This is a genomic window from Vibrio sp. SCSIO 43136 (assembly GCF_023716565.1).
Taxonomy (GTDB): Bacteria; Pseudomonadota; Gammaproteobacteria; order Enterobacterales; family Vibrionaceae; genus Vibrio.
The window spans coordinates 2034746-2059763 of the sequence record NZ_CP071848.1; the positions used below are offsets into that span (position 1 = coordinate 2034746).

Annotated in this window: 25 protein-coding genes; 7 read left to right on the forward strand and 18 right to left on the reverse strand. The window is 45.9% G+C overall.

What is annotated here, in order from left to right:
• Window positions 1-250 precede the first annotated feature (250 nt).
• The 4 genes from dinG to rsmS are packed head-to-tail and all read left to right on the forward strand — an operon-like array spanning window position 251 to window position 3837.
• Window positions 251-2329: an ATP-dependent DNA helicase DinG gene (gene dinG, locus J4N39_RS09590; protein WP_252018547.1), complete on the forward strand. Its 2079-nt coding sequence runs from the start codon at window positions 251-253 to the stop codon at window positions 2327-2329.
• A gap of 5 nt (window positions 2330-2334) precedes the next feature.
• The gene (locus tag J4N39_RS09595; protein WP_252018558.1) at window positions 2335-3114 is read left to right on the forward strand and encodes a sulfite exporter TauE/SafE family protein; all 780 of its coding nucleotides are present in this window, start codon (window positions 2335-2337) and stop codon (window positions 3112-3114) included.
• The gene (gene priC, locus J4N39_RS09600) at window positions 3111-3665 is read left to right on the forward strand and encodes a primosomal replication protein PriC (protein ID WP_252018560.1); all 555 of its coding nucleotides are present in this window, start codon (window positions 3111-3113) and stop codon (window positions 3663-3665) included. Before J4N39_RS09595 ends, priC begins: the two co-directional genes overlap by 4 nt.
• Window positions 3658-3837 (forward strand): pleiotropic regulatory protein RsmS, encoded by a 180-nt coding sequence (rsmS, locus tag J4N39_RS09605; protein ID WP_252018562.1) that lies wholly within the window; start codon window positions 3658-3660, stop codon window positions 3835-3837. Before priC ends, rsmS begins: the two co-directional genes overlap by 8 nt.
• Here the strand turns inward: rsmS and J4N39_RS09610 are convergent.
• The 9 genes from J4N39_RS09610 to htpX form a co-directional block, all read right to left on the reverse strand.
• A complete protein-coding gene (locus J4N39_RS09610; RefSeq protein WP_252018564.1) occupies window positions 3834-4358 on the reverse strand; it encodes a DUF3833 domain-containing protein in 525 nt (174 codons plus the stop codon). The two genes, rsmS and J4N39_RS09610, sit on opposite strands and share 4 nt — an antisense overlap.
• Complete coding sequence (locus tag J4N39_RS09615; protein ID WP_252018567.1) at window positions 4355-4942, reverse strand: chalcone isomerase family protein; 588 nt, start codon at window positions 4940-4942, stop codon at window positions 4355-4357. The genes J4N39_RS09610 and J4N39_RS09615 overlap by 4 nt, the downstream gene beginning before the upstream one ends.
• Window positions 4939-5463 carry a DUF2878 domain-containing protein gene (locus J4N39_RS09620; protein WP_252018569.1) on the reverse strand — a complete coding sequence of 175 codons (525 nt, stop codon included), beginning with the start codon at window positions 5461-5463 and terminating at the stop codon, window positions 4939-4941. The genes J4N39_RS09615 and J4N39_RS09620 overlap by 4 nt, the downstream gene beginning before the upstream one ends.
• A 1-nt stretch (window position 5464) precedes the next feature.
• Entirely contained in the window at window positions 5465-6694 is a 1230-nt protein-coding gene (locus J4N39_RS09625) for an SAM-dependent methyltransferase (protein WP_252018571.1), read from the reverse strand.
• Window positions 6681-7436, reverse strand: coding sequence for a DUF1365 domain-containing protein (locus J4N39_RS09630; RefSeq protein WP_252018573.1), 756 nt, complete (start codon window positions 7434-7436; stop codon window positions 6681-6683). Before J4N39_RS09630 ends, J4N39_RS09625 begins: the two co-directional genes overlap by 14 nt.
• A gap of 2 nt (window positions 7437-7438) precedes the next feature.
• The gene (locus tag J4N39_RS09635; RefSeq protein WP_252018576.1) at window positions 7439-8707 is read right to left on the reverse strand and encodes an NAD(P)/FAD-dependent oxidoreductase; all 1269 of its coding nucleotides are present in this window, start codon (window positions 8705-8707) and stop codon (window positions 7439-7441) included.
• A gap of 3 nt (window positions 8708-8710) precedes the next feature.
• Window positions 8711-9436 (reverse strand): SDR family NAD(P)-dependent oxidoreductase, encoded by a 726-nt coding sequence (locus J4N39_RS09640; RefSeq protein ID WP_252023687.1) that lies wholly within the window; start codon window positions 9434-9436, stop codon window positions 8711-8713.
• Window positions 9437-9438: 2 nt separating this feature from the next.
• On the reverse strand, window positions 9439-9858 hold the full coding sequence (locus J4N39_RS09645) for a nuclear transport factor 2 family protein (protein ID WP_252018578.1): 420 nt from the start codon (window positions 9856-9858) through the stop codon (window positions 9439-9441).
• A 188-nt stretch (window positions 9859-10046) separates the two neighbouring features.
• On the reverse strand, window positions 10047-10910 hold the full coding sequence (gene htpX, locus J4N39_RS09650; protein ID WP_252018581.1) for a protease HtpX: 864 nt from the start codon (window positions 10908-10910) through the stop codon (window positions 10047-10049).
• 322 nt (window positions 10911-11232) lie between these two features.
• Here htpX and J4N39_RS09655 point away from each other — a divergent pair, with 322 nt between their 5' ends.
• Window positions 11233-11400: a hypothetical protein gene (locus J4N39_RS09655; RefSeq protein ID WP_252018583.1), complete on the forward strand. Its 168-nt coding sequence runs from the start codon at window positions 11233-11235 to the stop codon at window positions 11398-11400.
• A 65-nt stretch (window positions 11401-11465) separates the two neighbouring features.
• Here J4N39_RS09655 and bioD read toward each other — a convergent pair whose 3' ends face one another.
• The 4 genes from bioD to bioB are packed head-to-tail and all read right to left on the reverse strand — an operon-like array spanning window position 11466 to window position 15172.
• Window positions 11466-12161, reverse strand: a complete 696-nt coding sequence (gene bioD / locus J4N39_RS09660; RefSeq protein ID WP_252018585.1) for a dethiobiotin synthase — start codon at window positions 12159-12161, stop codon at window positions 11466-11468.
• On the reverse strand, window positions 12158-12979 hold the full coding sequence (gene bioC / locus J4N39_RS09665) for a malonyl-ACP O-methyltransferase BioC (protein ID WP_252018587.1): 822 nt from the start codon (window positions 12977-12979) through the stop codon (window positions 12158-12160). Before bioC ends, bioD begins: the two co-directional genes overlap by 4 nt.
• Window positions 12976-14133, reverse strand: coding sequence for an 8-amino-7-oxononanoate synthase (gene bioF, locus J4N39_RS09670; RefSeq protein ID WP_252018589.1), 1158 nt, complete (start codon window positions 14131-14133; stop codon window positions 12976-12978). Before bioF ends, bioC begins: the two co-directional genes overlap by 4 nt.
• Window positions 14120-15172 carry a biotin synthase BioB gene (gene bioB / locus J4N39_RS09675; protein ID WP_252018591.1) on the reverse strand — a complete coding sequence of 351 codons (1053 nt, stop codon included), beginning with the start codon at window positions 15170-15172 and terminating at the stop codon, window positions 14120-14122. Before bioB ends, bioF begins: the two co-directional genes overlap by 14 nt.
• 129 nt (window positions 15173-15301) lie before the next feature.
• Here bioB and bioA point away from each other — a divergent pair, with 129 nt between their 5' ends.
• Window positions 15302-16579 carry an adenosylmethionine--8-amino-7-oxononanoate transaminase gene (bioA, locus tag J4N39_RS09680; RefSeq protein ID WP_252018593.1) on the forward strand — a complete coding sequence of 426 codons (1278 nt, stop codon included), beginning with the start codon at window positions 15302-15304 and terminating at the stop codon, window positions 16577-16579.
• A 48-nt stretch (window positions 16580-16627) separates the two neighbouring features.
• On the opposite strand, the gene serS is transcribed toward bioA, so the two are convergent.
• The 5 genes from serS to lrp form a co-directional block, all read right to left on the reverse strand.
• Window positions 16628-17935 (reverse strand): serine--tRNA ligase, encoded by a 1308-nt coding sequence (gene serS, locus J4N39_RS09685; RefSeq protein ID WP_252018595.1) that lies wholly within the window; start codon window positions 17933-17935, stop codon window positions 16628-16630.
• Between the two features lie 95 nt (window positions 17936-18030).
• A complete protein-coding gene (locus tag J4N39_RS09690; RefSeq protein WP_252018597.1) occupies window positions 18031-19380 on the reverse strand; it encodes a replication-associated recombination protein A in 1350 nt (449 codons plus the stop codon).
• Between the two features lie 9 nt (window positions 19381-19389).
• Entirely contained in the window at window positions 19390-19989 is a 600-nt protein-coding gene (lolA, locus tag J4N39_RS09695; RefSeq protein ID WP_252018600.1) for an outer membrane lipoprotein periplasmic chaperone LolA, read from the reverse strand.
• A 69-nt stretch (window positions 19990-20058) separates the two neighbouring features.
• Window positions 20059-22998, reverse strand: coding sequence for a DNA translocase FtsK (locus J4N39_RS09700; protein ID WP_252018602.1), 2940 nt, complete (start codon window positions 22996-22998; stop codon window positions 20059-20061).
• Between the two features lie 184 nt (window positions 22999-23182).
• On the reverse strand, window positions 23183-23677 hold the full coding sequence (gene lrp, locus J4N39_RS09705) for a leucine-responsive transcriptional regulator Lrp (protein WP_004406045.1): 495 nt from the start codon (window positions 23675-23677) through the stop codon (window positions 23183-23185).
• A gap of 156 nt (window positions 23678-23833) precedes the next feature.
• Between lrp and ald the strand changes: the two genes are divergently transcribed.
• Window positions 23834-24958 (forward strand): alanine dehydrogenase, encoded by a 1125-nt coding sequence (gene ald, locus J4N39_RS09710; RefSeq protein WP_252018604.1) that lies wholly within the window; start codon window positions 23834-23836, stop codon window positions 24956-24958.
• The last annotated feature ends 60 nt before the right edge of the window (window positions 24959-25018 follow it).

Consider the following 25018-nt stretch of genomic DNA (forward strand, 5'->3'; position numbering starts at 1 on the left):
GAATTAATTTTTTAAGCATAAAAATTTATGCAAATGGAATATCCTAGACTTATTCAGAATAATCCACCAACATAAACAACATAACCAAACAAACCTCCAGACAGCTGACTCATCACAACTAACTCCCTGATGGTTCAGTTTTTTTTTGTGATTGAGATCTAGATTTTCTCAAAAACAGAACTTATTGAGCCTCCTATAGGCAGAATTTCCCGTTGTGTTACAATCGCTCGGTCAAAATTTGAGGCCATTTATGCTCAGTCCTGTAGTACAAAAATCTATTCGCAGCAGTTATCAGAACCTGCAGCACCAACTTGATAACTTTATCCCTCGCCGAGCACAGAACTTTCTGGTTGCTGAGATCGCAAAAACACTTGCGGGTAGCTATCACGAAAACAATCGAATGCTGGTTGCTGAAGCGGGTACTGGGATAGGAAAATCGCTTTCTTATTTAATGGCTACCATTCCATTCGCACTTCACAGTAATAAAAAAGTGGTTATTGCTACCGCTACGGTCGCATTGCAAGAACAATTAATCAGTAAGGACCTTCCTCTATATAGAAGGATTACCGAGCAACCTTTTAGCTTTGCGATAGCTAAGGGACGTCAACGTTATTGTTGTGCAGAGAAACTTGCCCAAGCAAGCGGCAGTGCTGACGGTGAACAGTTGGCAATGTTTGAAAAGAAGCCAACCACTAAAGAAGTCGATCTACTCAAACGCATGTATCGGGCTTATGGCGAGAATAAATGGAATGGTGAGCGAGATAGCTGGCCGACTAATATTGATGATCATATCTGGCAATTAATTGTCAGCGACAAACACAGCTGTAATGCGACGCTACCAAGTCATAGGGACTGTCCGCTTCAAAAAGCACGCAATGAACTAGAGAAATGCGACGTCATCATTGCTAACCACAGTTTGGTGATGTCTGATATCGACCTAGGTGGGGGTATTATCCTTCCCGAACCTGAGCAGACTATCTATGTTTTTGATGAAGCCCACCACTTACCAAAAGTCGCAAGAGACCACTCCTCGGCCTCAGCGAGCTTGAAAGGTGCTGCTGCGTGGCTTGAGAGTTTGAATCAATCGACAGCGAAACTGGCCAGCCTTGCTGATGAGAAACGAGTCAACCGATTTAGAAATGAGCTGCAAGACGCCATTCAAACCCTAGTTCCTGGTCTTAGCCAACTTGCGACTCGCTTTGACCCAAGTTTCTTTAAAGAAGGTGTACTTCGTTTCGAAAACGGTGAACTTCCTGATTGGCTGGTCAAGGAGTCGGAAGAGCTACAAAAGGCTAGCCAAAAAGGCTGCCAAGCGATTGCGAAAATTGCTGATCTGATCAGTGAGCGCGTAAAAGAAGGAGAAGTCTCAAACCGTCTGGCAGAACCTGCATTAGCAGAAGCTGGTTTTTTCATCCAACGCTTTGAGAACTTAGCCAAGGTTTGGCAGCTGATGGCACAGCCGCTAAGAGAAAAAGGCGCACCGTTAGCCCGATGGCTAGCGACTAACCCTGAACGCGAAGGTGATTTCATCGTTTCGGTGTCTCCGCTTGAAGTGGGTTGGCAACTGGACCAGCAGCTATGGAGTCGTTGTAATGGTGCCATACTGGTATCTGCCACCATGAGAGCATTAAATTCTTTTAGTTTCTTTTGCAAACAAGTGGGGATCAGTGATCGTAGTGAAGACGGTGTGCAGTTTTTGGCCCTCGCCTCACCATTTGATTACGCCAACAATGGTGAACTGGTTGTGCCTACTATGCAGTTTGAACCTACCGCTAAGGACTTTACTAAGCACCTAGCCGATAGGCTCGTCGAATACATTGAATCAGACAAAGCCAACTTGGTCCTGTTTGCTTCTTATTGGCAAATGCGTGAAGTTGCGGAGCTTGTCAAATCCACCGCCAAGAAAAAACAGTGGAACTTACAGCTACAAGGCGAATCATCACGCGCAGAAATTCTAAAAAAACATAAGCAGCTGTGCTCAAAACATACAACCAGTGTGCTTTTTGGCACTGGCAGCTTCTCAGAAGGGCTGGATCTTCCAGGTAATTTGCTTGAGAACCTAATCATCACCAAAATACCGTTTGCCGTACCTACTTCTCCGGTAGAAGAGGCCCATGCCGAGTATATCGAAAGCCGTGGTGGCAATCCGTTTTTACAAATCACCGTGCCTGAAGCAAGTAAAAAGCTGGTCCAATCCGTCGGTCGCCTGCTGCGTAAAGAGCAAGACTCTGGTAGAGTTGTGCTATTGGATCGAAGAATTATCACCAAACGTTATGGCAAGGCACTACTTGATTCACTGCCTCCTTTCAAACGTACTATCGAATATTAGAATTTATGGAATTTATCGAACCGACCATGCTGATCGTTTTGGCATTGGTCGCTTTTGCTGCTGGTTTTATTGATGCTGTCGCCGGTGGTGGTGGCATGCTCACTGTACCTGCCTTGCTATCTCTTGGCTTGCCGCCACATATCGCTTTGGGCACAAACAAATTAGCAGCAACATTTGCATCCTCTACGGCTGCCTTTACCTATTACAAAAAGCGCTTGTTTCAACCAGCGTTTTGGTACCGAGCATTCATTGCAACCTTGATAGGCGCTGTGGTCGGGACATTTGCCGTCGATGCAATCAGTACTGACTGGCTAGAAAAAGTGTTGCCGTTGATCATTTTGCTCGCCGCCATCTATACCTTATTCCAAAAGTCTTCTGCCGAGCAGGGCAATCAAATTGCGACTGACTGCCCTAAGTTTCCCAAAAAACAGTGGCTACAAGGTTTCAGTCTAGGTTTTTATGATGGTGTCGCTGGCCCCGGAACAGGAGCATTTTGGACCGTGAGTAGCATGGCACTTTACCGTGTGAATATATTGCTCGCCTCTGGTCTTGCTAAAGCGATGAATTTTACCAGCAACTTTACGTCACTTATCACCTTTGCCATCTTGGGACACATCAACTGGGTACTGGGGTTGACCATGGGTGTTTGCTTGATGGCTGGTGCTTATGTTGGCGCTCACTCTGCAATAAAGTTCGGCGCTCGGTTTATCCGGCCTGTTTTTGTCACCGTGGTTATGATCCTTGCAGTCAAACTTGCCTATGATGCGTGGTTCGTCAACTTATGACCGCTATCACCCAAGCGTTAGCACAGCAGTTATCTCAGCTGGCCAAGCTTGCACAGCAAACAGACGATGAAAACCCAGTATATCAGCAGCCACTTTTTGACCAACAACTGTTTATCAGCCGCCCTACATCTATGACAGCGGCAACTCTTGAAGCGCACAAGACACTAGATAGCATAACTAAAGAACAATCGCTGGGAATTTTGAGCACCGATAGAGCACAATACTTAGCAACCCGCTTAGTAGAGCAAATTGAAGCGATTAAAAAAGCGATTGATTGCATCGAAATCAACCAGACAACCCCAGTCACTGAAACCGAGGTTGCTCAAACCACTAACCAACTTTATGTCCAACTAGAGCAGCATCAAGAGTGGGAACGACGCTTAAGTGTGAAAGTAAAAGAGCAGCAATACGCCGTTAGAATTGCATCTCCTGCGACCACTGCGATTGCAAAAAAAACACTCTTAAAGCTAGAACAACGCTTGGAACGCTGCATTCGAGCAAAAACTAAAATCGAACAACTATTGATGACCGGAGACGAAGAGAGTGAGTGACCAACAACCGCAAGGATTAGAACACGCCCCTGATGATATTAAGCTGGCGGTTGATTTGATTTATTTACTTGAAGAGAACAATGTAGACCCTAAAACTGCCCTGAGGGCAATTGAAATGGTTAAACAAGACCTTTTGCGCAAAGTGGAAACTGATACCGACGGTATCTGCTAATCTGCAGAACGCTCGAAGAATATCGTCAGTTCTGCTACTTCAATACCGAACTTCCTGATTGAAGTTCGGTTAACGACTCTGCGCTCGTCAAGGCGATACAACCAATCATCAAAATGTACCTCTATAACGCTGTCTTCAAGCTTCAAGGAAAAGTCGTATCTCCAGCGCAGTGCATTTCCAGACTCTTCCCCGTTTGCGACACCAATAATATCGTCAGCACGACCGACATATTTTCCGTAAGCGTTGCGCTCTATACGCCAAACTCGGGTGTCCTTCTCTCCATCGTTAAAGACAAAGTCTTCTTCGAGAATGAGTGTATCTTGTTCTACCCTTCCGATAAGAGTCACTTCAAAACTGCGTTGAACCTTACCTGAATAATCTTGAATCATTCCCCAAGCTTTAGACTCTCCTTGGAAGAACCCAAAAAGATCAAATTCTGGCTTGCTCTGATCGTAGTCAGATATATCGGCGCTACACGCACTCAGAAATAAACTAAGAAAGGTAAGGACCCATTTTTTCATCGACTTTGACCTAGTAATTGCGCTCTATGTTTTGGATATTCCGTATCAGGAGATAACCAAATACTTAAAAAAGCATCGTTGAGGGTTTCACTATTGATGTTACCGACGACTTGGGGCTGAGCTTTATCTGAATAATAAATAAATTGCCCGGCTTTACCGTCGGTAACATAAACCAAACTGTCCCCTTGCTGGATGTCAGGGTAAATTACCTCTAGTTTACCTATCCATTCATCCGCTTGTTTTTGTCCATAACCTAAATGGATCCATTGATCATGTGTGGCTTCGAGCAGTTTGTCTTTTGGGATATCACGTAAATAATGAATCGACAGTGCCATTGGATGAGGAGTTACGTCTGAAGATTCTTGATAAAATCCATCCGGGGTTTTTAACTCCGACTGATAAATATCGAAAAACAGCCAACTTAATACCGACGTGCCAACCGTAGGCCAGCCATTCCAGTTTTGATTATCTTGTGAGGTAGGGGTTGATGCTTGTACACACTGAACAATAAGTAAGGTGACCGCTAGTGTAGCTAGCAACTTTTTAGCGAAATCTAGAACTGATGAACTCAAACTCGTTTTCATGATGTCACTCCTGCTCTTCCTAAGTTGGATTTAAGTAGTGTTACCACCAATAAAGAGAGCAAAAACCATTCCAAGGCCAAAATTGCCGCTGTTTCCACCAAGCCTAGAGGCCAGTCAACTGCGCCTAACTTGAATCCCGCAAAATAGCTCAGGGCTCCACCAACCGATGCAATCACGGCAATAAGAGAAATTGAGAAATTCAGTAACCACTCTCTTACCATCCATACATACCAAGCGAAGCAAACCCAAAGGGTCATCAACCAAGCTGGCAACAATCTGCCTCCAACCAACTCAGGCTGCTCTGAAGGAAAAGTAAACACACCAAGATGCACGTTGACGCTATCGATTAATATACCTACGCCAATCACTGCAATCATGCCCCACCCTACAGTGGCAACCCGACGCCAAGTGGCTATCAGCGCGGCGGAAATGGCCAATATCAGCAGCCACTGCCACTCATTGCGGCCAATCACCGCAATAAACCACATCAACTGAAACCATCCTGATATGACCAAAAGCATATTAAGCCACCTTTTCAAAGGTCAGCTGTACAGTGCTTATCGTTTTGGCGCGAAAACCGCCTTCGCAATAACTCAAGTAGTAACGCCACATGCGGCAAAAGCGCTCATCGTATCCTTTCGACTGTAAATGATGCGCAGCCAGATTGAATCTATGATGCCAGTGGGCTAAGGTGTCAGCGTAATCTAGCCCAATGTCTTTCAAGTCTCTCATCACAAGCTGGCTGCCTTGAGTCATTTGCACACAAAGCTGGGTGACCGACGGCAAGAAGCCTCCTGGGAAGATATACTTTTGGATAAAGTCAACGCTGTTTGCATAATGGTCATAGCGCTGATCAGCAATCGTGATGGACTGAATTGCCAACTTGCCACCTTTCTTAAGCAGCGAATTACACTGACTGATGTAGGAAGGCAGAAACTTTTCACCAACGGCCTCAATCATTTCGATCGAGACAATTTTGTCATAGCGACCGGTAAGGGTGCGATAATCCTGCTTAAGAAGTTCTATTCGATCTTCAAGTTTATTTTGCTTAATCAGTGCTTGGGTGTAAGCATGCTGTTCTTCTGAAATAGTCGTAGTGGTCACTTTACAGCCGTAATGGGTCGCCATGTAGATAGCCATTGCGCCCCACCCTGTGCCGATTTCGAGAACATGATCACTGCTGTCCAACTCAAGCTCCTGACACAAGCGCTCCATTTTGTTGAGTTGCGCTTCTTCCAAGCTGTCACATTCACTATGAAATATCCCAGATGAATAAAGCATGCGTGTATCTAAAAATGTCGTATAAAGGTCGTTGCCAAGGTCGTAGTGTGCTTCAATGTTTTTCTTCGAACCTGTCAAAGTGTTGCGGTTGAACCAATGTTTCACCTGGTTGACACACTTACTCAACCAACTCTGGTTGCTTTCGAGCGCATCCAATGCAGACAGGTTGGCCGCCATCACTTGCATCAATATGGTTAGATCCTGACTGTCCCACTGCTTGTCCATGTACGCTTCAGCAGCGCCAATGTCACCCGCTTTAATCACCCGTTGATAAACATCAGGGTCATGGATTTCAATTACGGCACTCAATCCCTGTTTCTCGTCACCAAAGCAGACGGTATCGCCAAATGTTTCAACTAACACCAAGTGTCCTACGGCAATTTGTTCAAGTGCTTTATGCACTAGAGTACGAGCAATTTTTTGGCTGGTGCTGAAAGTCTGGCTCGAGACTAATGAATCACTTTTGTACATAACTTTGCTCCTTGCGTGCTGGATGATCGTATATCGGTGCACCTTTCCACCACAGGCGAAGGGCATGAGCGTAAATCCCAGCGAGTATTTTTAGTGACATGACAGGCGTCGATGTAAGCTGCTTCATCATGCTAAAACGTGTTATTGGTTGCTTGGTAAAAGCAACGCCAGCCGTAAATTCTTTCCCCTGAGCAATCACATCTAGCTTGAGTGTTAACTGCTCTGATGGTTCGGCAAAGTGCCAACGATATTTTTGCTCCATCGGGTTAAAAGGCGATACGTGAAATTGCTTTGGGTGTATCCAGTTACAATCATCGACCCCTTTATCAGCATTGACGGCGTAATAATGTCTCTCGTTCCAAGGCGTATTGCTTACTTCGGCGATCAGATACTTAAACTGGTCGTGATGGTCATACAGGTAGTAGAAGTTCACGGGGCTGAAATAAAGGCCGAAATATCTTAGGTGACACAACGCAAGCACTTTGCCCGTCAAACGCTCCCCTGTTAGCTCAAACAACTTGTCTTGCAGTGCCAGTTTTAAGCTACCTGTTTTGCCAAGATAATCAGCCCGACGAAACCGTGCCCAATGCCACCAACGCTGACCAAATCCTACCCATTGTTTTTGCAGTGATTCGATTTCATCCAAATCGAGTAGTGGCATAAACAAGCGATAATTGATCTTGTGTTTTATCGGGACAAACCGTTGGTGGAATACGTCTCCACTCATGATGCAACTGTTCATAGCTAAGCCACTCCCCGCTCCATTTCTTGTGTCATTTTTTCAAGGCCGTTGACGACACTTAAACCGCTTCTTACACCATCTTCATGAAAGCCATTGAACCAGTACGCTCCACAAAACCAGATACGATCAAACCCATTAATCAGATCATATTTAGATTGAGCATCCATGGTTTCCTTGGTGAATACTGGATGGTGGTAAGTGAATGTTCTCAGTATCTTAGCGGGGTCAATTTGATCTTCACTGTTGAGGCTCACACACACGGTTTCTTCACAAGTTAAGTGTTGTAGTATGTTCATGTCGTAAGTCAGAGTCGGTTTGCTTTGCTCTGATTGATCAATCTTGTAGTTCCAAGCCGCCCACGCTTTTTGGTTACGTGGCAAGAGCGACGCATCGGTGTGCAGTATGACCTGGTTGGCTTGATACTCTAGCGCAGACAAAACTTGCTGCTCCTGCGCCAAAGGCTGCTCGATGATTGCTAGTGCTTGATCACTGTGACAGGCAAATATCACTTGATCATACTGTTCGATGCCTTGATGCGTTTCCAGCTCGATGCTTTGGAGATGACGCTGCACCCGAAGTACCGGAGTGTTAAGTCGAATTTTGTCCTTAAACCCTGCTATCAGCTTGGGAATGTAGGCGTTCGAGCCACCTTTAATCACATACCACTGAGGGCGATTAGTCACATCCAGTAGGCCGTGGTTTAAGAAAAACTGCATAAAGAATTGTAGTGGAAATGCTCTCATGTCCGCGATTGTTGACGACCAAATTGCTGCCCCCATTGGCAAAATGTAGTTTTGACAAAAAGCATCACTAAACTTGTTGGCGGTTAAAAACTCTCCGAGTGTTTGGGTATTGCTGGTACCTGTATCTAGCGCTTGTTTGGATAAACGGTTAAAACGCAAAATTTCCCAGATCAGGTAGTAGAATTTTGGATTCACCCAGTTTTTGCTTTGAGCAAAAAGAGTGGAGACAGTATGGCCATTGTATTCCAAGCCCGTTTGGTCATTTCTAACGCTGAAGCTCATCTCAGTTTCGACACCATCCACACCGATTTCATCCAACAAACGGTTGAATCTTGGGTAAGTCCTATCGTTGTAGACAATGAATCCCGTATCGACTTTAAACCTGCCTTGAGACAGCTCCACTTCAACGGTCGCTGTATGCCCACCAATGTAGTCATTGGCTTCGAACAGAGTAATCTCGTGGTCTTTGTGTAAGTAATAGGCAGACGTAAGCCCAGAAATCCCAGTTCCAATGATGGCTATTTTCATTTTTTACTCCTTGATAAGCTTACTGGACAAAGCTAACTGCCAACGGTCGGGTAGCAACCCAATCAGTCGGATGATGGTGGTAAATCGTTTTGGAAAATAAATAGAAGCTGAGCCCGCAGATATGCCTTGTCGAATCGCATGAGACGCCTCTTCAGCCGATACTCGGTCTGGCATCTCGAAATCGTTCTTATCGGTCAATGGCGTTTCAACAAATCCCGGATACACCAAAGAGACATGGATACCTCTAGGCTTTAGTGCCAACGACCAACTCTTACCGAGATATGTGACTGCCGCTTTGGAAGCGCCATACGCTTCAGCTCTAGGCAGAGGCATGGCACCAGCGATGGAACTCACTAGCACAACACGGTCTCCGGATTGAAATTGAGATTGTGATGCCTCTATCCCGTTACAAAGCCCTACGACATTGATATCCAGGACTCGTTTGATCAAACTGGCGTCCAATATTCCTTGGTCAATGTATTCGCAGTTGCCTGCGTTGAATATCCAAACCGATGGCCTTGGATTCAAAGAAGAGAGTTGCACACGACAAGCCTCAAGGTCGGTCAAATCAAAACCCAAACCGTTGATATTGGCATGCTGCTGTTGGAGCTCTGCAAGCACTTGAGAGTTTCTTCCACAAGCCCATACCTGAACCCCTTGTGAGGCATAGTCAATGGCTAGTTGTTTACCAATCCCAGACGTCGCCCCTGTGATCAAAACCGTTTGCAAACTCATTTCACCGCCCTCGCATCTATACGCCTTAATACGCTTCCCAGCACAGGTAGCTGTCTGTACAGCATTTGCCCAGCGTCGAAGTAATCCCTGTGATAAATAACCTTGTCACCCTCAAATTGAAGATGAGTGCAGCCGTTTACATGGATCGTACGATGGCGATTGAGTTTTGGATGTTTTAGATGCATAACCCAAGTTAAAAAAGCACTTCGGTCAGACTGCTGAGTAAACAAGAATTCAAATTGGCAAGAGGTGACATTTTCATAGAGCCCCGAGAAATAGAGCTCTAACGATTCCAATCCGTGGATCTCATGTAACGGGTCAATAAAGTTAATTTCTTCATGATAAACCTCACTCAATGTGTCGAGATTGTTGCTCGACAACGAAGAATAAAGATCCATTACACGCTTAATTTCCATTTTAGCACCTTGTACAAAAATAATTCCTGTACAACTAAGTTAGAGCAATTAGAAGAGTTGTACAATATTTATTTTGTACAACTTTGTAGAATGGGTTGTTCCAACATTTCGTGCAAGTTTCATTACCTATTGTTTTAAAACAAAAAAAAGCCCATCCGAATGGATGGGCTTTAAGAGAAATAATAAAATTATCGGTTACGCAGTGCTTGAATTCGCTTATCCAATGGCGGGTGAGTCAGCAGCATCTCACTCAAAGTACGCTTACCATTGATACCAAATGCCATCATCGATCCTTCAAGTTGAGGCTCATGACTCACCTTCAAACGCTCGAGTGCCGCAATCATCTTGTGGCTACCGACTAGGTCCGCAGCGCCTGCATCTGCGAAGTATTCACGGCGACGACTGTACCAACGGGTAATAAAGCTCGCTAAGAAGCCAAACACCAACTCCAGCACCATAGAGACAACAAAATAGGTCATCATATTGCTGCCTTGGCCTTCTTCGTCATCATTGCTTGCGACGATGTTGGCGATGAATCGAGAAATGAAGATCACAAAGGTATTCACAACCCCCTGCATCAAGGTCATGGTCACCATGTCGCCGTTCGCAATGTGGCTCACCTCGTGAGCTAGCACTGCCTCCGCTTCATCGCGGGTCATGTTGTGAAGCAGACCAGTCGACACGGCAACCAGTGAATCATCGCGTTTAGCACCTGTTGCAAATGCATTGATATCCGCCGCATCGTAGATAGCAACGGTTGGCATGCCAATGCCTACCTGTTCAGATTGACGACGTACGGTTTCTAACAACCAATGCTCCATCTCATTACGAGGACTTTCGATGACTTGTGCCCCCACAGAGCGCAATGCCATACTTTTCGACATTAATAGCGAAATAAAAGCACCACCGAAACCAAACAGGCCAGCCATAACTATCAAGCCGTTCAAGCTACCAGGTTGCAAACCTGTAAAGGCATAGACTAAGTTCAGCACCACAGCGAGTACGACCATTACCGCGAGGTTAGTTGCGATAAACAGCATTGTACGTTTCATTCAATCGTCTCCAGATTAGATATTCGTTTATAACTGAGGGATCTCGCTGTCCCCCTAGTGTGCACTTTTGTGCCTTGTTACTTGCTATATATAGTCTAAGATTTTTAAAACAAGGTTAAGTCTCAAATTGAAACATTTTGTTTACTCAAAATACAGCATATTTTATGACGAGATATCATAGATATAAGCGGCTACACGGCATCCCTATTTTGCTTGATCGGAGTTTCTTGTCAGCGCATTAGACCTTAGTCGTATTGCGACCTTTAAGAGTGGAGTTTACATTTTAAGGAGCGATTCAACTATTTTCACATGGAGTGATAAAATGAACGATGACAAAAGTTATCAAATGGCCATTGATTTGTTGTGCTGTCATTTAGGGCTATCTGAAGATGAAGCAAAGAAACAACTCGGCTTAGAGGCTGCTGGCATGCCGTCTGATCGCATCGTCGAAACTCAAGCGGCACTGATGGGCTTGAATCAAGAGAAGTAGTCTCAGAGACACAAATTTTAAAGGGCTGGTTATCCAGCCCTTTTTATTTTTCATCGAACGATAAATTACTTGCTCGATGGTAAGTCTCTCAATGGAGAAATATTGATGTACTTACCAATATCCTTACTCTTGATGCTTGGCACGTATGGGATCATGCCTAATTTTGGTGCTGGGATATTTTTCTCTAACGCTTCGATGATCTCTGCGTAGTGCTCTGTGCCTGGATTAACACGATTAGCTACCCAACCCACTAAATTAAGTCCATCTTGCTCAATGGCTTTAGCGGTCAAAATCGCATGGCTTAAACATCCAAGCTTAATGCCAACCACCAAAACAACAGGCAATTTTTCGCTTTGAACCCAAGTTGATAGTTGGTCGGTATCCGTGGTTGGTACGTACCAACCACCAGCGCCCTCAACTAAGACAACATCGGCTTGTGCTTTATGCTGTGCGAGTTTTTCACTCAGCACTGCATAGTCAATCTCAACACCATCATGCTTAGAAGCGATATGAGGTGAGGTAGGTAACGTCAGTGCATATGGGTTAACGTCGTCATAGGTTACGTCTAGGGTCGACGCTTGTTGCAGATGAAGCGCATCAGAGTTGCGTTTTCCATCTGGGGTATCTTCACAACCGGCTGCTACTGGCTTGTAGCCAATGGTGGAATATCCTTGTGCGCCAATAGCTTGCAAAATAGCTTTTGATGCAACAGTTTTGCCCACGTCCGTATCTGTGCCTGCAATAAAAAATGCATCAATCATGCGGTGATCACTCCAAAACAAACTTGATAAGTAGCAGGTAACTGCCCCTGCGAGTTTCGCTGCTTGCTATATTCTTGCTCTAATCTAGCAATGGATTTTCGCGTCATCAGCCCCTGCGAACGACCTTGTACATGGTTGGCGCCAATGCCTTTTAGATCCTTCATCAGTGCTAGTGCGGTGGAATAACAAACAGTGATTGGTTGTGAGTCTATGTGATGAAGAGCACACTCAGATTGCGCTAACGCAAGTTTTACCTGCTTTGGAGAGATAAAATCATTCACATGTTGATAAGAATCAACTTTTAACCAAGCGCTTTTTAGCTCTTCTAATGAGCCGTCCAGCAGGGTGCTAAACAACACACTGCCACCAGGTTTAGTGACTCGCTTCATCTCTTTAAGCGGTACAGACAGATCCTGGCACCACTGCAAGGCAAGGCTTGAGTACACGATATCGAACTCATTGTCTTTAAACGGCAGTTGTTCTGCGTCCGCTTGTTGATAGTCAACATCAAGATTTTCACATCGAAGGCGGCTTTGCTCCAACATCGCTTCCGACAGATCGGCGGCAATAACTTTTGCCCCCTTATTAGCAAGAAGCTGTGAAGCGAATCCTGTTCCGCACCCTAAGTCCAGTACCTTTAATCCTTGCAACGAGTTCGGGAGCTTATCAAGTAACCGATTAGCTACGGTTCTTTGAAACTGGGCATGTTGGTCGTAACACTTAGCCGCTTTGCTAAACGCTTCTTGAATCGCCTGTTTTTGGGCATAAGATTGCTCTAAATCTTCGGCGAGCGCTAAATTGGACACAACTTGGGTCATACTTCGACTCCTTCCAATGCATGTTTAACACTGTGGGCCAACTGAGACACCTGCTCAGGGCTGTGGCTTGCGGTTAAGGTTATGCGTAAACGTGCGCTGCCTTTCGGCACCGTCGGCGGACGAATTGCGCTGACCCAATGTCCTTGTTGCCTAAGTTGATTGGCAACCTCAACAGCCTTAGCTGAATCTCCGATAATCACCGGTTTTATCGGTGTCTCGGTGTGTACATAGCCCGGTAAATCTTTTAGAGCACTATGGTAAATGCTTGAAAGCTCGCTCAGTTTTTCTCGACGCCATGGCTCGTTTTGGATCATTTGCAGTGATTTTTGCAAGGCATAAGCTTGTGACGGTGGTATGGCAGTGGAATACACATGATGACGAGCAAATTGAGTCAAATAGTCTGCCATTTCATCATCACAAAGCACCGCCGCCCCAGATAGGCCAAAAGCTTTACCAAATGTCACTACTAAGATATCTGGTGAAACACCTGCGCGATGGCAACTACCTTGGCCATCCTCTCCTAATACCCCTACCCCATGGGCATCATCTACCATCAGCATTGCAGATTGTGGTTGGCAAACTCGCTCCATATCCGATAGCGGTGCAAGATCACCATCCATACTAAATACGCCTTCCGTCACCACTAACGCAGAGTTTAAAGGCTCAAGTAGCTTCTCAAGATGCGCAATGTCGTTATGCCTAAAGCGTTTCATGGTGGCAGAAGACAAACTGCCCGCCTCCATCAACGAAGCGTGATTAAGCCTGTCTTGTAGCAGAACATCATCTTTTTCAAGCAGGGTAAAGAGCAAAGCTTGATTGGCACTAAACCCTGAGCTAAACAAAACAGCGTTAGAGTACCCAAGCCATTCACATAACGCTTGCTTCAGATCGAAATGCGCTTGGGCAAAGCCGGTCACCAACGGAGAAGCTGCACTGCCGACTCCGTAACGAGCGATCCCCTCTTGCCAATGATTAGCCAGCGTTTTATCACTGGCTAAACCTAGATAATCATTGCTTGAAAAGTTCACATACTGATTACCTTGGTAGGAAAACCGGTTGCGCTGATTGCCATCCAAGGCAATCATTGAACGGGTCAAACCAAGCTTTTTTCTCTCAGCTAGCTTGGTTTGGATACGGTGTCTAAACACTTGCATCGTAGAAAAGATCGTCTTTGGTTGGACGAGCAGCCACACGCTCAGCCACTTGACCAAGCAATTCTTGTTCTTGCACCTGATCTGGCTTTTGGCTGACATGATGGCTGTTGATACCTAGCTTATTAAACAGCTGCATATCGGTATCTTCATCAGGGTTTGGCGTCGTTAGCAATTTGCAGCCATAGAAAATTGAGTTAGCACCCGCCATAAAACACAGCGCTTGCATCTGCTCGTTCATGTTTTCTCGGCCTGCGGATAATCGCACCGCAGAAGCAGGCATCATGATACGCGCTGCGGCAATCAAGCGGATAAAGTCAAAAGACTCAACGTCTTCAGCATCTTCAAGTGGCGTGCCTTTTACTTTAACCAGCATGTTGATGGGTACACTCTCTGGGTGCACGGGCAGATTAGCCAACTCCATCAGAAGCCCGGCTCTATCATTATCACTTTCCCCCATACCAATAATGCCGCCAGAACAGATTTTCATGCCTGCATCGCGAACATGAGAAAGCGTGTCTAGTCGGTCTTGATAGGTTCGGGTGGTAATAATGTTGCCATAGTACTCAGCGGAGGTATCGAGGTTGTGGTTGTAGTAATCCAGCCCAGCATCGGCCAATTGATTGGCTTGATCGGGTGTCAACATGCCAAGTGTCATACAGGTTTCTAACCCCATGCCTTTGACACCTTGGATCATATCTTTGAGCAGCGGCATATCACGCTCTTTAGGGTTCTTCCACGCCGCCCCCATACAAAATCGAGTCGAACCTGCTGCTTTGGCTTTCTTTGCTGCATCCAATACTCGCTCAACTTCCATCAAACGCTCTTTATCAACGTCGGTACGGTAGCGGGCGCTCTGCGGGCAGTACTTACAGTCTTCAGGGCAAGCGCCTGTTTTAATTGAAAGTAATGTGCTGACTTGAACATGATTGGCAGGATGGTATTGACGATGGACTAACTGAGCTTCAAACAGTAGATCCATAAATGGTTTATCAAGCAGTGCTCTAACTTCCTGCACTGTCCAGTTGTGACGTACTTCCACAAATACTTCCTTATAGTTTTCATTGCTGCTTGGCTAGTCTACGCGGCGAAGGTAAACTGTCAACACCAACCAGTAGCCATAAGTTTACATTTGGTTATTCTTTAATCAACATTGAGATTATAACGAGAGATGGATCTAAGTTTTGATCGCCAGCATATATGGCACCCTTACACATCAACCCTAAACCCACTGACATGTTACCCAGTGGTTTCCGCCCAAAATGTCCACCTCGAGCTTGAAGATGGGCGACAACTGATCGATGGCATGTCGTCATGGTGGTCTACCATCCACGGCTACAATCACCCTGAACTCAACCAAGCTGCAAAAGATCAAATCGACAAAATGGCTCATGTCATGTTTGGTGGGATCACCCACCAACCCGCCATCGATGTATGTAAGCAATTAGTTGAGCTGACCCCCTCTCGTTTACAGCAGGTATTTCTAGCCGACTCTGGCTCTGTTGCGGTAGAAGTGAGCCTAAAAATGGCACTGCAATATTGGCATGCAAAAGGGCAAAGCCGACCTAAGTTTTTAACGCTGCGTCATGGCTATCATGGTGATACGTTCGCCGCTATGTCAGTGACAGATCCAGACAATTCAATGCACAGTCTCTATAAAGGTTTTCTACCCGAACACATCTTTGCACAATCTCCCAATGGTGGATTCTTTGAGCCATGGAATCCAGATGATATTGAAGACTTTGCAACTAAGATCGAGACTCACAAGCATGAATTGGCCGCAGTGATCCTTGAGCCCATCGTGCAAGGCGCTGGAGGAATGCGCATTTATCACCCTGAATTTCTTAAACAAGTCAGAGCCTTGTGTGATAAACACCATGTGCTATTGATTTTGGATGAAATCGCAACGGGGTTTGGTCGTACTGGGAAACTATTTGCTTGTGAGCACGCCGGTATAGAGCCCGACATTATGTGTGTGGGCAAAGCGCTGACCAGCGGTTACATGACACTGTCTGCAACCATCACTACCAAAGAAGTCGCTGATACAGTCTGTGGTGGAGAAGCAGGGTGCTTTATGCATGGCCCAACATTTATGGCTAACCCACTCGCCTGCGCTGTCGCCGCTAAGAGTTTGGAAATCATCGCTCGGGGTGAATGGAAAGCTCAAACTCAAACGATTGAGGAGCTTCTAAGCCGGCAGCTTCCGAAACTACAAAAGCTAGAGGTGGTTAAAGCAGTAAGATGGCTTGGGGCAATTGGCGTGGTTGAAACCCATCAAGCCGTCAATATGGAAAAAATCCAGCAGCACTTTGTTGAGCAAGGTGTATGGATTCGACCATTCGGGCGCTTAATTTACATCATGCCGCCATTTATCAGTGGTGCAGCGCATATAAAGTCACTTATCTCGGCCATTGAAAGTGCCTGTAAACAAACCGACTTGTTTCAATAAGCATAAAAAAACCAGCCTTGCGGCTGGTTTTTCACTATTTTGGCCTGATTAGCCGATATGCGTTACGCCATTCATGTACTTCTGAAGTACTGTTGGGATAGCAATACGACCGTCAGCTTCTTGGTTGTTTTCAAGGATAGCAACCATAGTACGGCCAACGGCTAGACCTGAACCGTTTAGTGTATGCACAAGCTCTGGCTTCTTCTCGCCTTTACGACGGAAACGAGCTTGCATACGACGCGCTTGGAAATCCCACATATTCGAACAAGAAGAGATCTCACGGTATGTCTCTTGTGCTGGAACCCATACTTCTAGATCGTAAGTTTTACGAGCGCCAAAGCCCATATCACCTGTACATAGAACGACTTTACGGTAAGGAAGCTCCAAAAGTTGTAGAACTTTTTCAGCGTGACCCGTTAGCTCTTCTAGTGCGTTCATTGAATCTTCTGGGCGAGTGATCTGTACTAGCTCAACTTTGTCGAACTGGTGCATACGGATTAGACCGCGAGTATCACGACCGTAAGAGCCCGCCTCTGAACGGAAACATGGTGTGTGAGCTGTCATCTTAAGCGGTAGGTCTGCTTCGTCAGAGATAGTGTCACGAACCATGTTAGTCACTGGTACTTCTGCTGTTGGGATCAGAGATAGGCGACGAGGTTCTTCATCATTCACTTTCTCTTCTAGCGGCTCAGTGTGGAACAGATCTTTACCAAACTTAGGAAGCTGACCTGTACCGTATAGGCTGTCTGCGTTCACAAGGTAAGGTACGTACATCTCTGTGTAGCCGTGCTCATCCGTGTGAAGATCCAGCATAAACTGAGCAATCGCACGGTGTAGACGTGCAAATTGACCTTTCATAACGATAAAACGTGCGCCAGTGATCTTAGTAGCGCTACCAAAATCTAGGCCGTCACCCATTTCACCAAGGTCTACGTGATCTTTCACTTCAAAATCGTAAGACTTAGGTGTACCCCAGCGAGAAACTTCTACGTTATCGTCTTCATCTTTACCATCTGGCACTTCATCGTCAGGTAGGTTAGGAACCGACAGCGTAATGTCTTCAAGTTTTGCTTGAACATCCGCAAGCTCAACTTTTTTCGCTTCCAGATCAGAACCTAGAGTACCAATCTGCTTTTTAATCTCTTCAGCGCCTTCTTTGTCACCAGCCGCCATTTTTTGGCCGATTTGCTTAGAGATGGAGTTGCGAGTGGATTGTAAATTTTCAACTTCTACTTGAATGGACTTACGTTGTTCTTCAAGTTGACGAATTGTCTCCACGTCCAGCGTAAAGCCACGACGTGCCAGTTTTGCAGCTGTTTCATCCAGCTCAGTGCGAAGTAATTTAGAATCCAGCATTGCTAATCCTATGCCTTGTAGTTGTGTTGAAAAAGCAGCACCACTTGTGCTGCTTATTTTGAATAGATTTACCCGCCTAGGTTAGCCAAAAAGGCTCACTTTTCATAGCGCTTTTGCGGGCTTTTTGCGTCCAAATTAGCCAAGTAATCCAACTTTTCGCCAATTTTGGTTTCCAAACCGCGATTTGTTGGAAAATAGTAGCGTGTCTGGGCCATTTCAGGAGGGAAATAATTTTCGCCCGCCGCATATGCACCGGGCTCATCGTGAGCATAACGATACTCAGCACCATAGCCCAAATCTTTCATCAGACTGGTAGGGGCATTTCTCAGGTGTGACGGTACTTCATACTCTGGCGTATTTCGCGCGTCGTTGAGGGCTTGCTTCCAAGCGGTGTAGACGGCGTTGCTCTTTGGTGCACACGCAAGATATACCACAGCTTGAGCTAGTGCTCTCTCGCCTTCTGCTGGTCCAACTCTGGCAAAACAGTCCCATGCGGAAATCGCTACCTGCATGGCTCTAGGATCAGCATTGCCAATATCTTCCGACGCAATAGCCAATAAACGGCGTGCTATGTATAAAGGATCACACCCAGCCGTGATCATTCTCGCCGACCAATACAAAGCGGCATCAGGATCAGAGCCTCGGATCGATTTGTGCACCGCAGAAATCAGGTCGTACCAAATATCCCCTTGCTTATCAAAGCGAGTGACTTTTTCACCAGCAACCTGAGCAAGCAGTGGCAAGGTTATCTCTTTTTCACCACTATCATTGGTCGATGCCATGTCAAACAAGAGCTCAAGATAATTGAGTGACATGCGGGCATCCCCTGCTACCAACTCTGACAAGCGCTCGATAACACCGGATTCGAAATCGGCTTTCTCGCTGCCCAAGCCACGTTCACTGTCTTCTAATGCTTGAGTAATAACTGTTTGAATATCTTGGCTATTGAGTGAGGTAAGCTTATAAACTCTTGCTCGTGACAACAGTGCGTTATTAAGCTCAAATGAAGGGTTCTCTGTGGTCGCTCCGATAAAAGTGACCGTGCCATCTTCAATATGCGGTAAGAAGGCATCTTGCTGACTTTTGTTGAATCGATGCACCTCGTCAACAAACAAAATGGTCCGTCTACCAGCCATTTTGTTGTCACGAGCTTTATCAATCGCAAGGCGAATATCTTTCACCCCCGAGGTAACCGCAGAGACTCGCTCCACTTCAGCGTTCGCATAATTTGCAGCAACTTCAGCCAGCGTTGTTTTGCCTGTGCCCGGTGGTCCCCACAAAATCATCGAGTGGATGTGTCCCGCCTTAAGTGCTTTACGCAGCGGTTTACCTTCCCCAAGAATATGCTGCTGGCCAATGTACTGCTCAACAGTTTGCGGACGCATTCGAGCCGCAAGTGGACGAAAATCTTCATCCCCTGCGAAGTCTAAGCTGTAGTTGCTCACGCTAGTCCCTTAATTTCGCTCATCGTTGACTTCAACACCAACTGGTGGAACAAATTCAAAACGAGAGTCTTTTGGCCTTACAAGCTTCAATTGACTGAAGTTAAACTGGCTAGTTTGTCCATCTTGCTCAACCACTTCAAACCCTTCGACCTGCCCTTTACCATCAATTTTAATGGTAAACACGCCTTGAGTCGTCGATTGACTGACCGGAGTTAGCGTAAAGTGATTACCTTCTTGCACCACATTGTAGTTATCCCAGTCACTTGCTTGATTACGAGTCAACAGAACAAATGGCGTCTGCTCGGTCGCAGCCGATTGGTTGTAAATACTTACTTGCTCAACAAACGGGTCGAAATACCATAGGGATTGACCATCAGAAACCAGCAACGTCTCATCTGGCACGACTGTCTCCCAACGAAATTTGTTGGGTCTTGAGATCTCTACCGAGCCTTCGGCTTGTTGAATGACTTCACCTTCTGGTGAGGTCACGACTTGTTCAAACTCAGCACTAAAACCATCGGTCTTTAGTAGGCGTTGGTTTAACTCTTCTTTGGCACCAGCAAATACCGTTGCACTGACAAGCGCAAGAGATGCAATCCAATACTTCATTCAATTTCTCTTTTAATCTTTGGTGTCTCGATTGGACAACAGTAACGCCAACTTTACGTCAGCGTCAGGTTAGTCTTTTGGTGGCGCAGGGGCGAGCACTTCTCGGTTACCATTATGGCCCGGCGCACTCACTATGCCTTGCGCTTCAAGTTGCTCAACAATTCGCGCCGCTCGGTTATAGCCGATCTTAAACTTACGTTGCACACCAGAAACTGAGCCACGACGTGTTTCAACGACATGTTGCACTACCTGATCAAACAGCGGATCTACGTCTTCATCACCTGCAGAGGTTTCCCCCGGAAGCAGTGCTTCTGGGCCTTGGTCACCATGGGTAATCTCATCGATATAGACTGGTTTACCACGAGCTTTCCAGTCATTAACCACGGCATGAACATCATCATCAGAAGCAAAAGCACCATGGACACGTGTGGTATGGCTTGAGCCCGGTGGCAAGTACAGCATATCACCCATGCCTAGCAAGGACTCAGCGCCGCCTTGGTCAAGAATGGTTCGAGAATCGGTTTTAGTCGATACGGTGAAAGCAACACGAGTAGGAATATTAGCCTTAATCAAGCCAGTAATCACATCCACTGATGGTCGCTGGGTTGCCAAAATCAAGTGAATACCAGCAGCTCGCGCTTTTTGCGCAAGACGAGCAATAAGCTCTTCAACTTTCTTGCCCACCACCATCATAAGATCGGCAAATTCATCGACGATCACCACGATATACGGCAGTTTTTCCAGCAGCGGTGGCATTTCATCCATGCTGTCACCTGGCTGCCACAACGGATCATGGATCGGATGGCCTGCTTCTGCTGCCATCTTCAACTTCTCGTTATAGCCTTTGATGTTTCGCACACCCAACGCAGACATAAGTTTATAGCGACGCTCCATCTCACCCACACACCAACGCAGTGCGTTTGAGGCATCTTTCATATCCGTAACCACCTCTGACAGCAGGTGCGGAATGCCTTCATAGACCGACAGTTCCAACATTTTCGGGTCAATCATGATAAAGCGAACTTCTTCAGGTGTTGCCTTATACAACATACTCAAGATCATCACGTTAACACCCACAGATTTACCCGAACCTGTGGTACCTGCCACCAGCACGTGTGGCATCTTAGATAGATCTGCTACCACCGCTTCACCGGCGATGTCTTGACCTAGCACAACCGTGGTAGGTGATGACGCCTGTTCAAATTGTGGGCTGCCTACCACATCCGAGAAAAACACTGTTTGACGAGTCATATTTGGCAACTCTAGACCTACGTATGGCTTGCCAGGGATCACTTCAACCACTCGCACTGCCATCGCAGACAAAGAGCGAGCCAAGTCCATAGAAAGACCTGAAATACGGCTCACTTTAACTCCTGGAGCAAGGTCAAGCTCAAAACGGGTAATGACTGGACCTGGGAAGATATCTACCACGCGTGCTTTAATTTTGTAATCTGCCAGTTTGGACTCTACCAAACGAGCGATATTCTCCAGCGCTTCACGGTCAATGACGCTCTCCCGTTTTTCAGGATGGTAGAGTAGTTCTAGCGTTGGCATTGGACTGGTAGGAACAGGCAGATTTTCTTGCTGTTGAACCAAGAATGGATTTTGCGTGCCCGCCATATTCTGCTGGGCTTCAGAGACCATGTTTTGGAAAGCGGCAACATCAGGATCTGAATGTTCATTCGCAGGATCATCAACCGGAGCTGAGACGTCTTGCTGACCCTGTTCATTGTGCACAGGTTCAATGGATGTTTGTTCAAGCTCTTGAACAGGCTCGATACTAGGCTCCACTGCTGGGTTTTCTTTCAAGAATGCTGGAGGCTGTTGTGGTTCATCAGCTTCTATTTGTGTGATTTCTTGTGGCTTAGATTCTTGTTGCGTGGTTTCCTGAGCCCAAGGTGCGTCATCGACAGCAATTTGAGGTGTGTCGCTGGCATTTGTATAAATAGCTTCTACCACGTCATCAGTGGCCAAGTCATTGTCTTGCTGCGCCGCAGCTTCTAGCTCTTCAATAGTGGCCCCAAGCTGTTTAGAGCGCACGGTAGGTTCTTCTTCATCAACAACACTAAAGTCAATCACTTCAGGGCTTCTACTCGGAGCTTCCTCAACCAAAGATTCGTCAACTTTAAACACGCTATCTTGAGTCTCTGATGTGTCTTCACCAGGTGCATTCACTGTTTCGACTGAGCTATCTGATACCGCCGGATTATCTTCACTACCCGCTGGGAAATGAATGTTGTAATGCGACTGTGCATCTTGCGGTGCTTCACTATCTACATCAAGTTTTGGTTCCATTTTTTCTTCAGGAGCGATAGCAATAGGTTGGTCGCTGTCTAAGTTTGGCTCAAGCACCTGCTCTTTATCACCACGAGCCTTGTTGACCAGCATTCCCAACAGTTGAATTGCACCATCACCGATCCACTCCACAATGGCTAACCATGAGATACCAGTGAGTAAGGTAAAACCCGCTCCCCACAAAAATAGCAGCACCAGTGTCGAGCCCAAAATGTTAAACATCGGGATCGATAAACTGGTCAGCACATCACCAATGATGCCGCCAGAAGAAAAATACCAAATATCATCGAAATTGATGTCTGCCAGACCGCAACTGGTTAAAACGATTACAAAGAAGCCGAGTAACCTCGTACCCCACAACATAAAATCAATAGGCTCAGACTGACCACGCTTGCGGAAAAACACCCAAGTGGCGACCACAGATGCAGCAGGAATGACGTAGGCAATGGAACCAAACACAAAAAACAGACTATCTGCGACCAGAGCGCCAAATTGCCCCCCAAGGTTATTCACTTGAGTTCCCCAAGCCGTTTGTGACCAACTTGGATCGGCAGGGTCGAAGGATAACAGCGCAATCGCCATGAGGATTGATGTTAAGAAGCCAACGATAAAGCAGCAATCTCGAAGACGTTGCAGTCCGTCTAATCGAGGCTGTGCTGACTCTTCTTGAGTCTTTATGATCGTTTCAACCTGAGTTTTGTTCTGTTTGAACATGCTTAATCAGTACTTTTCTCTAAGATTATAATTCTAGCTATCCAATGCTTGTGAGCTCCTCTTTGACTAATCTAAGAAGCCCGAAACATATCGAGCGGCTAAAAAGCCGCTCGATAATGATTTTAACGCTATCTCGGTATAATTCCTAAGATTTATCCGATTTAGTGCTATCTGTTGCTCAAGATTAACGCGTTTTGATCACGAGTTGGTTAGTTTGCTTAACCTCTTCCATCACAACATACGTACGAGTGTCATTTACCCCAGGAAGACGCAATAGTGTGTCCCCCAAAAGCTTACGATAAGCACTCATGTCTGATACACGAGTCTTCAACAAGTAGTCGAAGTCACCAGAAACCAAGTGACACTCTTGGATATCATCCAATTTTTGAACAGCATGGTTAAACTGCTCAAATACATCCGGCGCACCACGGTTAAGAGTAATCTCCACAAACACTAGAAGCGAAGCGTCTAAGTATTGAGGATTTAGTAATGCTGTGTAGCCAGTGATATATCCTTGACGCTCTAGACGACGCACACGCTCCAAACAAGGAGTCGGTGACAGTCCAACGCGTTTTGACAGCTCAACGTTCGAAATTCGACCGTCTTTTTGCAGTTCATTAAGAATATTCCGATCAATTCGATCTAGTTCCTTGGACGGTTTTTTATAATTATCCACCATGTTTTATTCCACCTTTTTACTTCCTTGCAAATATATATACTACATTTTATTAATATTCAGTATCAAATTTTTCAACGTCATCACTATACTAGTTATTAATTCGACAGAATTACCCTACAGATAGTTAAATAGACCAGAAAAAATCGAGGAGTCAGGATGATTATTGGCGTACCAAAGGAAATTAAGAACCACGAATACCGAGTAGGCATGATCCCATCCAATGTGCGAGAGCTGATCTCACACGGTCACCAAGTTATCGTCGAAACCCAAGCTGGTGCAGGCATTGGCTTTACTGACGAAGATTATATTGCCGTAGGCGCATCCATTCTTCCCACTGCTGCAGACGTTTTCGCTCAAGCTGAAATGATTGTCAAGGTTAAAGAACCTCAAGCGGTTGAGCGCGCTATGCTCCGCGAAGGGCAAATATTGTTCACGTATTTGCATCTCGCACCAGATTTTCCACAGACGGAAGACCTTATCAAGAGCAAAGCTGTCTGCATAGCCTATGAGACTGTAACAGATAATAAGGGTCAACTGCCACTATTAGCACCAATGTCTGAAGTTGCTGGACGTATGTCTATTCAAGCAGGTGCACAAACTTTGGAGAAATCTCATGGTGGTCGTGGCCTACTACTTGGTGGCGTTCCGGGGGTTGAACCAGCAAAAGTCGTGGTGATTGGTGGTGGTGTCGTGGGCTCAAATGCCGCTCGTATGGCAGTTGGACTTCGTGCTGACGTGACCATTTTGGACCGCAATATTGATACTCTGCGTGCGCTCGACGAAGAATTCCAAGGCAGAGCTAAAGTGGTTTACTCTACTGAAGACGCACTTGAGAAGCATATTCTAGAAGCAGATTTAGTAATTGGTGCCGTACTGATCCCTGGGGCAGCAGCGCCGAAACTTGTGACCAAAGAACACATCAAGCGCATGAAACGTGGCGCAGCTGTTGTGGATGTGGCTATCGACCAAGGTGGCTGTTTTGAAACATCGAAAGCCACCACTCACGCAGAGCCAACATACATTGTCGATGAAGTGGTTCACTACTGCGTTGCGAATATGCCAGGTGCAGTCGCTCGTACTTCTACGTTTGCACTAAACAATGCAACCTTACCTTATATCCTGAAATTGGCAGATAGAGGGTATCGTGAAGCACTAACGCAAGATCCAGGTTTCCTAGAAGGGCTAAACGTTATCCACGGTAAAGTGACTTGTAAGGAAGTCGCCGAAGCGTTTGATCTTGAGTACGTTGAGCCAGCTACTGCGATTACTATGTTTAGCTAATCAACTGTCTTCTCTCCCCCTTTCCAAGGGGGAGCTGGAGGGGGTTCTGCCACAAACTTG

Coding starts and splice junctions, on each gene's coding strand:
- serS (WP_252018595.1), bottom strand. CDS start 17,935: ATGCTGGATTCTAAATTACTTCGCACTGAGCTGGATGAAACAGCTGCA.
- bioD (WP_252018585.1), bottom strand. CDS start 12,161: ATGATTGATGCATTTTTTATTGCAGGCACAGATACGGACGTGGGCAAA.
- J4N39_RS09620 (WP_252018569.1), bottom strand. CDS start 5,463: ATGCTTTTGGTCATATCAGGATGGTTTCAGTTGATGTGGTTTATTGCG.
- J4N39_RS09655 (WP_252018583.1), top strand. CDS start 11,233: ATGAACGATGACAAAAGTTATCAAATGGCCATTGATTTGTTGTGCTGT.
- bioA (WP_252018593.1), top strand. CDS start 15,302: ATGGATCTAAGTTTTGATCGCCAGCATATATGGCACCCTTACACATCA.
- htpX (WP_252018581.1), bottom strand. CDS start 10,910: ATGAAACGTACAATGCTGTTTATCGCAACTAACCTCGCGGTAATGGTC.
- bioC (WP_252018587.1), bottom strand. CDS start 12,979: ATGACCCAAGTTGTGTCCAATTTAGCGCTCGCCGAAGATTTAGAGCAA.
- J4N39_RS09630 (WP_252018573.1), bottom strand. CDS start 7,436: ATGAACAGTTGCATCATGAGTGGAGACGTATTCCACCAACGGTTTGTC.
- bioF (WP_252018589.1), bottom strand. CDS start 14,133: ATGCAAGTGTTTAGACACCGTATCCAAACCAAGCTAGCTGAGAGAAAA.
- lolA (WP_252018600.1), bottom strand. CDS start 19,989: ATGAAGTATTGGATTGCATCTCTTGCGCTTGTCAGTGCAACGGTATTT.
- J4N39_RS09645 (WP_252018578.1), bottom strand. CDS start 9,858: ATGGAAATTAAGCGTGTAATGGATCTTTATTCTTCGTTGTCGAGCAAC.
- dinG (WP_252018547.1), top strand. CDS start 251: ATGCTCAGTCCTGTAGTACAAAAATCTATTCGCAGCAGTTATCAGAAC.
- J4N39_RS09615 (WP_252018567.1), bottom strand. CDS start 4,942: ATGAAAACGAGTTTGAGTTCATCAGTTCTAGATTTCGCTAAAAAGTTG.
- ald (WP_252018604.1), top strand. CDS start 23,834: ATGATTATTGGCGTACCAAAGGAAATTAAGAACCACGAATACCGAGTA.
- J4N39_RS09700 (WP_252018602.1), bottom strand. CDS start 22,998: ATGTTCAAACAGAACAAAACTCAGGTTGAAACGATCATAAAGACTCAA.
- lrp (WP_004406045.1), bottom strand. CDS start 23,677: ATGGTGGATAATTATAAAAAACCGTCCAAGGAACTAGATCGAATTGAT.
- J4N39_RS09625 (WP_252018571.1), bottom strand. CDS start 6,694: ATGTACAAAAGTGATTCATTAGTCTCGAGCCAGACTTTCAGCACCAGC.
- priC (WP_252018560.1), top strand. CDS start 3,111: ATGACCGCTATCACCCAAGCGTTAGCACAGCAGTTATCTCAGCTGGCC.
- J4N39_RS09595 (WP_252018558.1), top strand. CDS start 2,335: ATGGAATTTATCGAACCGACCATGCTGATCGTTTTGGCATTGGTCGCT.
- J4N39_RS09610 (WP_252018564.1), bottom strand. CDS start 4,358: ATGAAAAAATGGGTCCTTACCTTTCTTAGTTTATTTCTGAGTGCGTGT.
- J4N39_RS09635 (WP_252018576.1), bottom strand. CDS start 8,707: ATGAAAATAGCCATCATTGGAACTGGGATTTCTGGGCTTACGTCTGCC.